At 69.4% G+C, this 12903-nt stretch carries 18 protein-coding genes; 15 read left to right on the top strand and 3 right to left on the bottom strand.

The features are described from left to right. Positions 1-240 precede the first annotated feature (240 nt). The 3 genes from ABEA43_RS16885 to ABEA43_RS16875 are packed head-to-tail and all read right to left on the bottom strand — an operon-like array spanning position 241 to position 1857. Positions 241-1110 carry a helix-turn-helix domain-containing protein gene (locus tag ABEA43_RS16885; protein ID WP_345562798.1) on the bottom strand — a complete coding sequence of 290 codons (870 nt, stop codon included), beginning with the start codon at positions 1108-1110 and terminating at the stop codon, positions 241-243. Next, a complete protein-coding gene (locus ABEA43_RS16880) occupies positions 1107-1652 on the bottom strand; it encodes a DUF6879 family protein (protein ID WP_345562796.1) in 546 nt (181 codons plus the stop codon). The genes ABEA43_RS16885 and ABEA43_RS16880 overlap by 4 nt, the downstream gene beginning before the upstream one ends. Beyond that, positions 1636-1857, bottom strand: coding sequence for a hypothetical protein (locus tag ABEA43_RS16875; protein ID WP_345562795.1), 222 nt, complete (start codon positions 1855-1857; stop codon positions 1636-1638). Before ABEA43_RS16875 ends, ABEA43_RS16880 begins: the two co-directional genes overlap by 17 nt. A 163-nt stretch (positions 1858-2020) precedes the next feature. Between ABEA43_RS16875 and ABEA43_RS16870 the strand changes: the two genes are divergently transcribed. From ABEA43_RS16870 to ABEA43_RS16800, 15 genes are all read left to right on the top strand, one after another. Next, positions 2021-2224 carry a helix-turn-helix domain-containing protein gene (locus ABEA43_RS16870; protein WP_345562793.1) on the top strand — a complete coding sequence of 68 codons (204 nt, stop codon included), beginning with the start codon at positions 2021-2023 and terminating at the stop codon, positions 2222-2224. Positions 2225-2328: 104 nt separating this feature from the next. Further along, complete coding sequence (locus ABEA43_RS16865; protein ID WP_345562791.1) at positions 2329-2679, top strand: hypothetical protein; 351 nt, start codon at positions 2329-2331, stop codon at positions 2677-2679. Next, entirely contained in the window at positions 2676-3038 is a 363-nt protein-coding gene (locus tag ABEA43_RS16860) for an SsgA family sporulation/cell division regulator (protein ID WP_345562789.1), read from the top strand. Before ABEA43_RS16865 ends, ABEA43_RS16860 begins: the two co-directional genes overlap by 4 nt. Then, positions 3035-3241, top strand: a complete 207-nt coding sequence (locus tag ABEA43_RS16855; RefSeq protein ID WP_345562787.1) for a hypothetical protein — start codon at positions 3035-3037, stop codon at positions 3239-3241. The genes ABEA43_RS16860 and ABEA43_RS16855 overlap by 4 nt, the downstream gene beginning before the upstream one ends. Beyond that, positions 3238-4425 (top strand): hypothetical protein, encoded by a 1188-nt coding sequence (locus ABEA43_RS16850; protein WP_345562785.1) that lies wholly within the window; start codon positions 3238-3240, stop codon positions 4423-4425. Before ABEA43_RS16855 ends, ABEA43_RS16850 begins: the two co-directional genes overlap by 4 nt. Positions 4426-4515: 90 nt before the next feature. Beyond that, positions 4516-5541, top strand: a complete 1026-nt coding sequence (locus tag ABEA43_RS16845) for a hypothetical protein (RefSeq protein WP_345562783.1) — start codon at positions 4516-4518, stop codon at positions 5539-5541. Beyond that, positions 5541-6008: a hypothetical protein gene (locus tag ABEA43_RS16840; RefSeq protein WP_345562781.1), complete on the top strand. Its 468-nt coding sequence runs from the start codon at positions 5541-5543 to the stop codon at positions 6006-6008. The genes ABEA43_RS16845 and ABEA43_RS16840 overlap by 1 nt, the downstream gene beginning before the upstream one ends. After that, entirely contained in the window at positions 6005-6259 is a 255-nt protein-coding gene (locus ABEA43_RS16835; protein WP_345562780.1) for a hypothetical protein, read from the top strand. Before ABEA43_RS16840 ends, ABEA43_RS16835 begins: the two co-directional genes overlap by 4 nt. Before the next feature lie 125 nt (positions 6260-6384). Beyond that, positions 6385-8250, top strand: a complete 1866-nt coding sequence (locus ABEA43_RS16830; protein ID WP_345562779.1) for a hypothetical protein — start codon at positions 6385-6387, stop codon at positions 8248-8250. Between the two features lie 9 nt (positions 8251-8259). Next, positions 8260-8691, top strand: coding sequence for a hypothetical protein (locus ABEA43_RS16825; RefSeq protein ID WP_345562777.1), 432 nt, complete (start codon positions 8260-8262; stop codon positions 8689-8691). Between the two features lie 11 nt (positions 8692-8702). Beyond that, positions 8703-9569, top strand: a complete 867-nt coding sequence (locus ABEA43_RS16820) for a hypothetical protein (protein WP_345562775.1) — start codon at positions 8703-8705, stop codon at positions 9567-9569. A 45-nt stretch (positions 9570-9614) separates the two neighbouring features. Next, positions 9615-11030 (top strand): hypothetical protein, encoded by a 1416-nt coding sequence (locus tag ABEA43_RS16815; protein ID WP_345562774.1) that lies wholly within the window; start codon positions 9615-9617, stop codon positions 11028-11030. Between the two features lie 11 nt (positions 11031-11041). Then, positions 11042-11188 (top strand): hypothetical protein, encoded by a 147-nt coding sequence (locus ABEA43_RS16810; RefSeq protein WP_345562772.1) that lies wholly within the window; start codon positions 11042-11044, stop codon positions 11186-11188. Positions 11189-11199: 11 nt separating this feature from the next. Then, positions 11200-12480, top strand: coding sequence for a helix-turn-helix domain-containing protein (locus ABEA43_RS16805; protein WP_345562770.1), 1281 nt, complete (start codon positions 11200-11202; stop codon positions 12478-12480). Positions 12481-12588: 108 nt separating this feature from the next. Beyond that, positions 12589-12903 (top strand): hypothetical protein, encoded by a 315-nt coding sequence (locus ABEA43_RS16800; RefSeq protein ID WP_345562769.1) that lies wholly within the window; start codon positions 12589-12591, stop codon positions 12901-12903.

Below are 12903 nucleotides of genomic sequence, written 5' to 3'. Positions count from 1 at the left end.
AGCACTCCAAAGCGGAGTACTCCCATGTCCCCCAAGAAGCCCAAGCACTGCCCCTGCTGCCGGCGTCGCGTCTGGTGGCGCCGCGCCGCTCGCGCCGCGTGGCGCGAGCTCCATCGGGTGGACCCGGCGTGGCTGACCTTGATTCTCACGGCCGCCATGCTCGCCATTGCGATGTACAGCACGTTCATTCGCTAGGTATGGATGTCTCGCGGGCAGCCCGTCCCGAGCCGTCACAGGCTATTAGGGGCGGGCGCCTCCGAGGCTCCTGTAGTCGTCGGCGATCCGTCCCAAGTGCTCCAGCGCCTCGTCGCCGAAGGCGGCCACTGCCTCGATCGCCTTGAAGAGGTCTACGAACGTGGCAATGTCGGATGCGCCTGTCACAGTGGCGGCGGCCATCGCGCTGCCGAAGCCGACGGCGTCCTCGTCGTAGATGTGGAAGCCGTGCATCGGAAACACTCGCACAGGAGTGGTCCATGGAATGATCCCGATGTGCAGGTTCGGGAACGACGTCGACGCCTCGATGATGGCTTCGATCTGCTCAACCATAATTTCAGCCGAGCCGGCCTGCCAGCGCAGGGCGCCCTCTGTCATGACCATGACGAACTGCTTGTCCGGGTTGCCCAGGACCCGCTGGCGAGACTCGCGGGCCACCACGGTTTTCGCAGCCTCCACCGGCTCGACTCGCCGGCTGAATACGACCTGCATGTAGGCGGATGTCTGCAGCAGCCCGATCACCATCGTTGGCTGGAAGGAGCGAAAGAGCGTGGCCGAGTCTTCCAGTTGGCCGATGCGGCGCTGCATCGTGGACGCGCCTCGCGCTAGCACGATTCGGGCTTTGGCCTCTTCACGAAGACCCGAGATGAGTACCAGCAGTTCAACTCGGGTCTCTTCATGTACCTCGTAGACGCGGCAGAGCAATTCGACATCGGAAACCGACGGTAGAAGCGTCCCGCGCTCGATCTTGGAGATTTTGCTCTGCCCCATGCCAGCACGTCGCCCGGCCTCCATCCCCGACAGGTCGGCGCGGTGTCGCGCCTCGCGCAATGCCTGCGCGAGGCGCTGACGACCCCCTGGCCCGCGGCCGGGGGTTGGCGGCAGAGGAGTGCTCATTTGCTGAGGCTCTCCCGCCACTCCTCGGGATGGCGTTGCCACCAGGAGGAGAACGGCTCCGCGGCAGACATGGCGACATCGCGGGCATGCCGGTACAGAGCTACATCATCGCGGATCTCCGCGCCGACAAAACGGCCGGTGTCGTCGTAGTGCATTCGGATGACGAGCCTGTTGTCGATCAACCAGTAGTCGTGGTCAGGAACCTCGGCTGGCAGGGAGCGTTCGGAGGCGTCCAAGATGCGGATGTCCTCCAGATGGGTGTTGAGCGCATGTCCCCACTCGCACTCAAACCGCAGGTAGTCGGTGAGCGGGGTGCGTAGCACATGAACTCGGCTTCGTCGGATGCCCGCCTCACGCTCTCGGGTCAGCCGATCGGTCCAGGCCTGCTTTCGTTCAGGCGTAGGGCCGGGTTCGCCTTTCATGTACCGCGCGAAGTCGCCGCCGTCTGTGGGTACTTCGTACCGGTCGAGAGTCTCAAGCCGGAACGCGGTTTCGGTGAGATTGTTCCGGATGAGTTCGCCCAGTTCAGGCGCTGAGAGCACGCGCTGCCTCCAGGAGAAGGGACTCGGGGATCTCGGCGACGGTCTCGCCGCCGGGGAGTGTGATCAGCCTGAGTGACCCTGCGCTGAGTTCGTTGCCCTGCACCACGATCGTTCCGCGGTCGGTCCTGTAGATGGTGGGGCAGATATCGCCGTCCTGGCAGGTGCCAGCGATTCGTTCGAGGCGCTGGATGTCTTCGGGCTGCATGTGTCCTCCTGGACTCAGTGAATCATCAAGTCCATCGTAAGTGGAATGTTGCTTGACGAATAGGAGCCCTTCGGTGACTCTTAGCTTGGACATGATTAGTCCAGCGTCATTGGACTAGATTCCGTGCCCAAGCGACAGTTCGTCCGATTTGGAGGGCCAAGACGTGTCCCACCCCGGCACCCTGCCCGAAACGCTGCTCAGGCCCGATCAGGTGGCCAAGGTGTTCAATGTCTCGCCCCGAACTGTGTCCTTGTGGGCGTGGACCGGCAGGCTTCCCTCGGTTCGTACGCCGGGCGGCCACTACCGGTTTCACCCGTCAGTGATCCATGAGCGCGCGACTGTCGACCTGGCTGAAGTGGCGAGCTAATGCGCACGATCCCCCATGGCACGCAAACGGCGACCCCCATCCGCCAAGACCGAGGCCGCCTGCGTGTCCCTCTGACCGGTCAAGTTAGAAAGACGGTATCCATCATGCCCGACGCACCCGGCGTCCGCATCCCCGCGCAGCGCCGCGCTGGCCCTATCTGTCCGCCGTTCTGCACTGAGCTGCACTTCGACGAACTGCCTGGCGAGCGTTCCCACTACGGCGCTGGCAGCATCGTCCGCCTCCCCAACGGGACGATCCTCGCCGTAGACGTGCACGCCGACGACGGCCAGCCGCCCGAGATCGTGCTGCATGACAGTGACGGCAACACCCGTCATGTCCCCACCGAGCAGGCCGAGCAGTACGCCCTCGCGATCCTCTGCCAGATCGCATGGGCGTACGGCCTCACCCCGCCCGCGAGTGCCCTGTCCGCTCTGGCCGGGACGGTGACGACGTGACGCACTTCGTGCACCAGCCGTTCACCCTGTGGCCCGTCGGCCTCGAAATCGGCTCCCACTGCGGATTCCTCGCCTACGGCAAAGACGCCCCGAACGCCGTCGAGATCGTGCTCCCGCACCACGACGGCACCGGCGACGCCACCAGCTACATCGTGGACCGGGCCCTGCTGGCGATTGGGCTGCACCGGCGGGCGAGCAACGGCGCGATCGTCGTCCGCCCGCACCGCACCCGCGCCGACTGGCTGATCGTCACCCTGACCGCGCCGTCCGGGGCCGGCGACTTCTACGCCGACGCGGTCGTCCTCCGCATGTTCCTCGACGCCACCGCCGAACTCGTGCCGCTGGAGGTCGCCGCATGATCGCGCTGCTCGCCATTGTGGTCGCCCTGGCCGTAGCGGGCGCCCTGCTGGTCGCCTCGTATCGGCGTCGCCACCCGTTCACGGTCATCCGCCACGACTACGACACCGGGATGACCGGGATTTGGTGGCGCGACGAGCCCGGCCGCACCTACTGGGTGCGGCCCGCCACTCTCGACGCACTTAGGAAGGGCGCACTCCGATGACCTCCGACCTGAGCCACCTGCATCCGCGGCGCGACCCCGGCGACCCCGAAGACGCCGTCCAGTACCCGGCCGACAACCGCGCCTATCCGGACAAGCCGCCCGAGCAGCTCGACGGGCGGACGCTCGAAGGCGTCGCGATGGAGCACGCCAACCTCACCAACTGCGCGTGCGAATGCGGCTGGTGCACCTACTACGAGAACGCCTACAACAGCAACCCCAACTTCTACTCGGCCAAGCCCCCGATCCTTGCGTCCGACCCCGGCCAGCCCGCCGTCGATCCGTTCACCACCCTGGCCGAAGCCGAGCGTGAGGCCCGCGTCAAGCAGGCGCACGACCTGCTTGCGCAGGCGGCGGGCGCCGAATACGTCGCCCGGACCAACTACGACCAGCACGGTACCGACTACTCCGACGGTGTCGCGGCGATACGCGACGCGATGGTCGGCCAAGGGCTGGCGTTCCTGGCGGTCCGCGACCAGCTCGCCGACATCGCTGGGTCGCTGCGCACGCTGGCCGCGCTGCCGGGGGCGGTGCAGTGGGTCGGCGACCATGTGAGCACGGCTGTCGAGGCAGTGCAGGAGTCGCTGACCGACCTCGGCAACGATGTGTGCGAGGTGCACACCGCCATCGAGGAGACCGGCGAAGCTACCGTCGCCGCGATCCGCGACCACGCCGAGACGGTGAACGATGCTCTGGGCAACGTCGCAGAGGTGATCGACCGGGTCCGTTGGTGGCAGTGGCGCAGACGGTGGTTCAACCGCCGCCAGCGCAACTCCGTCGACGCGCGGATCGACTCCGCCCAGGGCGGCCTGCTCGACAAGCTCGACGACGGATTCGACGTCGAGGCGGGGCTAGCCGACGTGTACGAGCGTGCCGACCATCTCGGGCGCGGGCATGACGGCGAATTCCGTCTCGACCTCAGCCAGGGCCGAGACCCGTGGGACGCCAACGACGGCGACCGCTGGCCGCTGCCCCGCCGCCGGTTCCGCGCAGAGGAGACGACACCCTACGAGACGGCCCGGCTGCTGCTGCCCGCCCTGTGCGACGAGTCGGGCGTGACCGCCGACCCGAACCGGGTGCACGGCCGCCTGTACGCCTGCGACCGGGACGGCACCGCGCTGTGGTTCCTCGACACCGTGTTCCTGCTCGGGGCCACCGTCATCGAGGCACCGCCCGAAGGTTTCTGACGCTGCCGCTCTGTCCGGCCGCCCGCCCCTTCCCTGGCGGGCGGCTCACAGAACGACAGACCCCCGCGAAGACGAAGACGGAGAAGAACCGTGACCATCTCGACCTCCCCCGGCGAGCCGCCGCGCGAGCCTACCGCGGAGGAGATCGCCCGCGTCATCGGCGCGTTCGAGCAGGACGCGGCCGCCGCAGCCCCCGCCACCGACGCCCCGCCTCCCGCGCCGGTAGTGGACGGGGAAACGAAGCGGGTGCAGGCGCTCCGCGCCGAGGTGGCCGAAGCGCACCTGCTCGCCGAACTTCAGGACGACGACATTCCGCTCATGCTCGACGCCGACAAGGTGCGCAAGCGGCGGCGGCGAGCATGGCAGGCCGCCCGGATGCACGCCCTCGCCAAAGACCCCGTCACGCGGGCGTGGCAAGCGTCACGGATGCGGCGACTGCTCGTCACCGTCGCCATGGCAGCGCTCGCCCTCGCGCTCGGCTGGTCGACCGCCGGCGTGCAGGCGTTCGCCGCCGAGGGCGCCGACCCGTGGTCGCCGGCGTGGATGTTCGCCTGGCTGGTCGAACCGTTCATGTCGCTGGCGCTGCTCGTGGTGGTGGGCGCCCGCGCCTACCTGTCGACGCTGGGCCAGCCGATCACGTCGCCCACGCTCGTCCACATCGAGCGGCTGTTCCTCGGGTTGACGTTGGGGATGAACGCGTGGCCGCACCTGCCGTGGGCGCTCCCGGACGGCGAAGAGTTCTCGCTGTCGGGGCTCATGCTGCACGTGCTCGGCCCGATTGTCGCAGTCGCCATCGTGATCGCTTTGCCGATCATTTTGGAGGCTTTCAGCCGCCTCGACGTCGGCCTGTCGGGTAACCCCCTTACCGCCCTCCGGTACAGGGGAAACGCGGAGTCGGGTAACCCCGCCGGTAACCCCCTTACCGCCGCCGCTGATCTTGACGCGAAGGCGGCCCGGATCCGGGCCCTGATCGCGTCCGGAGAGCTGCCCGAAGCCCCCGGAGTCGACAAGATCCGCAAAGCGTTGGGGTGCCGGATGGCGACCGCGCAGCAGGTTCGGGACCGGCTCGCCGAGGGCGGCGGCTGGAACTTCGACATCGACGAGGAGTACCGCTGATGCGCAGAACTACCTCGGCCGCGGAGTGGTCCGGCGACATGCTGGACCGGCCGGAGATGGTGGCAGCCTTCGCCAGCCAGCTCCGACAGGTCCTGTCGGATCAGGCGGCGTACGTGGCCCGGATCCGCCGGGACGCCGAAGCCATGTGGAAAGAGAACCCGCCCGACGGGTACAGCTCGTTCGAGGCGTGGTGGCGGCATAGCCGGGTCGCGTCCCCGTTCGCCGAGATTCAGGAACACCTCGAAGCCGCGGCAAAACTGACGTTCCGGCTGGAGGCCCGCTACAGGCGGCACCGGCACGAGATCCCGCAGGAACGCCAGGCTGCGGCCCAGGCCAAGCAGGACGCCGCGGCGCTTCCCTCTGGCACGGCCGAGCCCGTCGGCCCGCCCAAGCGGCAACCCGAGTCCGCGCCGCCGCTGGACAGCGACTTCATGGACATGATCCGCCGGAATCAGAGGTCGGCGTGAACAGGACCGGCGCGCTGACCCCTGAAGGGAAGCGGCGGCTGGAGAACCTCGCCAAGTTCTGGAACGACCGGGTCCAGAAGGTGACCAGCGACGCCGCCCTGGCCCAGGTCTGCTTCGACCGGGCCAGGGCTGCCGCACGGCAGGCGCAGCGCAGCGGCCGGAATCCGCGGGCGATGCACGAGCTCGCCGAGCTGCTCGCGACGTGGGCTCAACGGCAGGAGGACGCCGAGATCAGGCGTCACGCGCCGTGACGTTCATCTTCATGTTCATCTGCCGAATCCGCCTCGCCCGCGCGTAAGGCGCGACGCGCGTACGCGCGACGCGCGAGAATCCCCGATCTGGTCACTGTCTGTCAACCCCGAGAAAGGAGGCGATCATGAGCGGCGACGACGAGACGAAGAGCGGCGGGAGGCTCCTGTCGTTCCCCCGCGTATCCCTGCCCGGATCCTTCGACGCCCCTGGACCGGACCCGCAGCAGCCTGCCGAAGACGAGCCGCCCGACCGGCAGCCGGGCGTGTGGCCGAGCATGGCGGGCGTGGGTGACATGGCGCCGCCGCTCGCGCTCACCATGCCGGGCATCCCCGACGCCGGCGACAACGACACCGCAGATGAGGATGGCGCGTTCGTCCCGCCCGCGCCGGAGGACCCGGCGAATCCGACCGCCCGCGACATGCTGGCGGTGTGCATGGCGCTGGTGACGGCGATGGGTACGGCCGCGGCCCTCGGCATGTGGCATCGGGCTCGCCGCCGGTCGGCTCTCGCGGATCAGGCGCGGGCCAGTGCGGACAAGGCGACGCAGAAGGCGGCTGGCGGCAAGGCGGCGAAGGGTTCCAAAGGCTCGGAGGGGTCGCCGCTGCTGTCTCCCGGCCGGAAGCGGCCCGGCGGCGGAGGTGGGAAGGGTGGCCGCGACCGACCGGCCGGGCACGGGAAGGGGCCGAGTGGCCCCGGCAAGGGGCCGGGCTCCCGGAAGGATCGTCCGGGCGGGAAGGCTCCGAAGGCCGAGCGGGGCGGTAAGCCGTCGTGGGCCGACAAGGTGAAGCGCCGCAAGCGCAAGCCGCCGAAAGGCGGGGCCAAGCCGCCGAAGCCGGCCGCCGCCCCGAAAACGCCCAAGAACAGTGCGCCGAAGACGCCTAAGAAGCCGGGCGGCAAACTGCGGTGGAAGGCCCGCAAGCCCGGCAAGGGCGGCCCGGCGAAACGGAAGGGCTGGACGTCCGGCCGGCCGAAAGGCGCGGGCAAGGGGCTGCAGAAGCCCAAGGCGTCACGTCCCGGCAAGCTGTCATGGAAGGCGCCCAAGCGCAAGCCTGGGCCTGGCGGCGGCAAGGCGATCGCTGGGCGGAAGCGGTGGGGTGGCCGCGGCAGGTTCAAGCCGGTCGTGAAGCGGCGCCGCAAGTCGTGGACCAGGCGGGCGCGGAAGACCGGTGCCCGCTGGTTGAAGCGCTGGAAGACCCGCCGTAGGACCACGACGACGCGGCAGCGGACGTTCGGATGGTTCACCTGGCCGAAGCGCGGCCGCGGCAAGCACCGCACCCGCCGGTCGTGGGGCTGGTCGACCGGCCGCCGCGGCGCCGGTCCCGCCGGTGCGCACGTCCCCGGTGGCACCACTCCTCCGCCTCCCCCTCCGCCAGGGTTCGGCGGGATGCGCCCGCCGCCCGGCGCGGACCGTCGAGTGCGCGTGAGCGCCGAGCGCGTCTACCCGGATGCCGAGGCGCGACAGGAGGAGCCGCAACCTGCGGGCCTGGTGTTGGCGGGAGCGCCCCCTGGAGGACGACGCGCCCTGCCCGCAGCCTCCACCACGCCGTCCACTCCCTCCGCGACCCCGAACGGAGCCCGCACTGTGATGAGCGCCCCGGTCCGAACCACGCAGTACCGCGACGCCGAGTTGACCATCTACGACATCGTTGACGCGGACGCCGACATGGCGGAGGAGATCACGGCAGGCGTCCCCGAGGCGCGGGCCACGGCTGACGGCTGCGAGCAGCTGCTCACCCGGCTGGAAACCGTCCACGCCAAGATCATTGAATTGCAGGTACCGGGACTGCTCGCTGGCTGGCTGGTGCGGATCATAGAGAAGACCGGCACCGTCCAAGCCCGCGCCCTGGCGATCGCCGCCCAGTTGCCCGCCGCCTCCGAGGCCATCTCGATCGCGGGCAGCAACGCCGCCGCCCGCCATCAGCGTCCAGCCGACGTCACCCGCGACCAGGGCCACATCCGGCCCGCCGAGAAGGACTACCACAACGAGTAGGAGAAGCCCGTGAACGAGCTCGAACGAAGCCAGACCGGCTCGGTGGTGGCCACCACCGGCGGCGTGATCGACACCGTCGTCAAATACACCATCGTCGTCGCCCAGCTCACCATGGCCGGCATCAAACTGCGCGGGCTGAGCGAGCAGGTCCGCTCCACCTACCGCTACGTGGAGGGCTGCTCGACCTCCGTCGACCGGCTGGCCGAGAAGATGGCGTCGCTCACCGTCGACCCCGACACCGTCGGCGAGCACCACCAGGCCGCCGCCGTCATGCGCAGCGTGCTGGCCGCCGCCGAAGCGATGGCCGAGGACACCGAGGACCTGTCCACCATGTTCGGGCAGGCCGCCGCCACCCACGAAGCCGACTACGGGCCGGTCGCCGACGCCATCCACAACATGCCCGTCCCGATGGCGGACGCCGAGTTCTACAGCAACCGCTAGGAGAGATGACCGTGGCCAGGCCCGAAACCCGGCAGCCGCTCCCGGCGGTGGACGTGACGCTGCCCGAGTGGGCGGCCGTGCGCAAGGTACGCCTCCGCGTAGAAGTCGTACGCAGCGGGACGGGCCGCCTGGCCACCTTCGCCGGCGCCGCCGCAGCGGCGGTCGGGCTGTTCACCGGCGACTTCTCCGGCGCGGCTCTGCTGGCCACCGCGGCGCTGTCGTGCGTCGGCGTCGGCGCGCTGCGACTGTGGAAGCCCGACGGGCATCAGCGCCTTACCGCCACCGTGCTCTACCTCGTGCCCGGGGCGAGCCTCGCCGCGCTGCTGGTGGCCGAGCGGATCGTGCCCGGCATCCACCCGGGCGAAGCGCTCGCCCTGCTGGTGTGGACGGTCGGCACGCTGGTGGCTCGCCCGGCCCGGCTCGCCCGCCGCCTCCTGTCACCGCCGCCTGCCCCCAAACCTGCGTTGCCCGCCGTGGTGCCGCAGGTGGTGTGCGACCACCCTGCCGCACGCTGGTGGGCGCACACCGTGGCCGTCAAAGACGGTCCCGGGCCAGACACCGCGCTGCAGGACATCGAGCGGACCGGCGAGACGGCGATGCGCGCCATCATCCGGTCGACCATCCCCGGCAAACCGGTCCCGAACATCTCGGTGAAAGACCTGAGCGCGTTGATGGACGTGCCCGAAGACCACATCCACATTGGGCCCGTGCCCGGCCGCGGCGCTGGCGTACGGCTGCTGCAGGTCGGCCAGCCGGACGAGGACCACAGCGCGGCCACCGTGTGGGCCAATCACATCGCGCCTGAGGCGATGCCCAGGACCACCCTGACCAGCGTGCGAAGCGGTCGGCCCGCAGCCGGCCCGGATGAAGAGGGCTGACCAGTGAGCGTTGTCGCGATACCTGCAGACGAGATCGTCGAGCTGATGCTTGAGGCTCCGCCCGGCCAGATCGTCACGTTCAACCATGCCGCGCTGTGCTCCGCGCTCGGCATCACGGACGATCCGGCCCGCGTCGTCGTCGAGACGGACGGCAGCCGCGCGATCGTCACCATCTACCCGGCCAACCCGCTCGCGGTGATGCCGCCGCCGACGGTGGCCGACATGATGATGGACCGGTACGGCCGGATCGTGGTCGGCCGCCACCACAACGGCCGACCGGCCCGGCGCCGGCTGTTCGACAAGCGCACCGGGTCCGCCCAGCGGGCGTTCGTCCTGGGCACGACCGGCGGCGGCAAGTCCCGCACCGTCCAGTACGCGCTCGCCTGCGAGAAGCGGAACAGGATCGTGTCGTGGTACGGCGACCTGAAGGGCGGCCAGTCCGCGCCCGAATCTGAGAACCAGGTCGACTGGCGTGCCACCAGCCAGGAGGGGGTTGTCCTGATGCTGCGGGCGGCGGTCGCCGTCGGCGAGGCGCGGCAGCGCAGGTACGCGGCGCTGGGCCGCAACGCCTTCCTGATCGGCGACCCGGACCCGCTCATGTCGGTGAGGATCGACGAGGCCAACCGCGGGCTGGAGCGGGGCGCCCCCTACCGGGACGAGATGACCTACCTGGTCAAAGAGCTGGGTCGTACGGGTCGTTCGGTCGGCATCGGCGTCGAGTTGGACGCCCAGGCCAGCCACCTGGAAGAGCTCGGCGGCAGCGACACCTTGCGGGCGATGCTGAAGGAGGGCGAAGTCGTCCTACTGCGCTGGTCGTCGCAGATGATGGCGCAGCTGGTCGCGGACGGGCTGCTGCCCGCCGGGGTGCAGCTCATGCCGATCCGTAAGCAGCTCAAGCCGCCGATGCTCCGCTCCCAGTTCGACCCGGCCGCCGGCGATGACGACGACTTCTGCGACACACAAGGCATGGCCTACCTACTGTCCGGGCCGACCCCGACCAGCCTGATGCGGCATTTCCGGATCGGCTCCATCGAGCCGCTGCCCGGCCTCGACCCCGAGATTCTCGCCCTGTACGGCCCCGGCGAGCCGGCCCGGCTGGAGGAGACGTCGCACGACGCCGCAGGCCCCGCCTACGCCGCCCGCAACGATGCGACGGCGATGGCCGGGCTGTGCCAGCAGCTGCGCGAGTCGTACCAGGAGCAGGCCGAGAAGACGAGCGGCGGATCGACCGGTCGCACCGGCAAGCCGCGGCTGGACGACCGCGTCGTGGCGGTGCTGTCCGCCACAGACGAGCCGTTGACCGCCGAGGAAGTCCTCGATGCCGTCAACGAGGACGGCGGCCGAGAGGTCAAGATCGGGTCCGTTCGCAACAGCCTCGGCCAGCTCGCCGACGACGGTAACGGACAGGGTGACGGCACCGTCATCCGAGCGGGACGCAACCTGTACGCCCTCAACCGCTGATGGAGGAAACCATGAGCTTGCTACTGCTCGTCACGGGTGGCGCCGTCGTCACCCTCGCAGGCGTCGGAATCAAGGGGCTCGTGTGGCTGGCCGGCCGACGGCCGGGCCGGCTGCTGCCCCGGGATCCGCACGCGCCAGTCCAGATGTGGGTGTGGTGAGGGGACGTGACATGTGTCGAACGTTAGAGCAGGGCGGCCGACGCTGCCCCGGCGGGCACAGCGCCAGCCGTACCGCGCAGGCCGCACGGCAGCGCCTGAGCAGGGCGCGCAAGGCTCTCGCTGCCGCCGAAATCGCAAGCAGCCAGTCGGGCGCGGCAGCCGCGCCCGACGGCATCGTGGACGCCCGCGTGCGTGTGGCGTTCGACGCCGCCATGAGAAACCGCCCCGACTACGGCGGTGATTCGTGGATGTCGATCACCAAGCTGCGCAGGCAGATGCCTGACATTCCACGGGCGGACCTCGACGCCGTGCTGGACCGCATGCTCATGAGCGGCCAGGCGCGTCTGATGGCGGAGCTGAATCAGAAGACGCTGACAGAGGAAGATCGTGCGGCTGCGATCGATATCGCCGACGAGCCCCGCCACCTGGTCAGCTTCAGCCCGGATCAGGCCGCGAGCGCCCAGGCTGCTGTCGCCGTCGCCAAGCAGCGGGTCAAGGACGCCGAAGCTGATGTCACGTCCCTCAAACAGGATGCCGAACAGATGGCAGAGAACGCCGACGCACGCGACACCCCCACCCAGACTGCAGCGTCAGCCGCCGCCGACCTGGGCATCTCTACCGGGACGCTGTACAAGTGGCTGAAGAGCGGCGAGATCCGGAAGCACGGGGTCACCGGCCGCAAGGACGAACGCGGCCGCTGGGTGATCACCCTCGTCGACGACGCACCCTCCATCCCCCGTGCTGACGTCGAACAGCAGATCCGCGTCGCCTACAAACTGCTCGCAGGCCGGCCCGGCTCCTGGGTGGGTCTCGCGGAGCTGCGCGAGTTCGTGGATGCGCCACGCGATCAGGTGGACGACGTGCTGCGCGAGCTGGAGCGGCGGCCGGATGTGAACATGGTGCCGGAGTCGAACCAGAAGACGCTCACGCCGGAGGGCCGTGACGCCGCGGTCAACATCGGCGACCAGGCGAAGCATCTGATCTGGTTCGACCCGCAGCCCGCCCCGCCTGCCGTGCAGGAGCCTGCGCGGGCCAGCGTCGATGACGACATCATCGCCGCATACAAGGCGCTGGCCGCCAAGCCGCAGGCGTGGATCAGGCTCAGCGAGATTCGTAAACGGCTCACTGGATGGTCGCGCGCCGACGTTGATGCCGCGTTCGACCGGCTGCTCACCGCTGGCCGGGTGTCCCTGGAGCCGGAGTTGAACCGGCACAGACTTTCGGACGCCGAGTATCGCGCCGGCGAGATCAAGCTCGGCGGCGAGTATCGGCATGTGATGCAGATCTTCTGAGACTCCCCGGGGGTGGCTGGGCGGCGCAGCCTGCCATCCCCGGGCCCAACCCGAAGGGAGCGCTGCATGCTCACACCGCACCCGGCCGCCCGGCGTCATGATGAAGGGATGAGCTTGAAGCGCTCCGTCCAGATCCGCACCACGACCGGCCACGTAGCAGACGGCGGCGGCTGGGATCCCAACGTAAAGGGCAGTGGGTGGACGCACGAGGTCGAACTCGACCACGCCGCGGATGCCATCAACGCCGCCATCGACGTTCTACACCGGTACGGCTGCACCGAGTGGGTCTGTGACCCCGACTGGCCCTACCACGCAGAGCCCTCCACGCGCCCGCACAACAACTACCTGGAAGAGCGGGCCGCCCGGTTGCACGGCTTCTCCTCGGACGAAGAGACCCGCATCCGCGCCCGGCTGTCCAGATAG

Source organism: Nonomuraea rosea, from assembly GCF_039539705.1.
GTDB lineage: Bacteria > Actinomycetota > Actinomycetes > Streptosporangiales > Streptosporangiaceae > Nonomuraea > Nonomuraea rosea.
The sequence above is the reverse complement of the archived record's forward strand: the minus strand, read 5'-3'. Positions and strand labels throughout refer to the sequence as shown.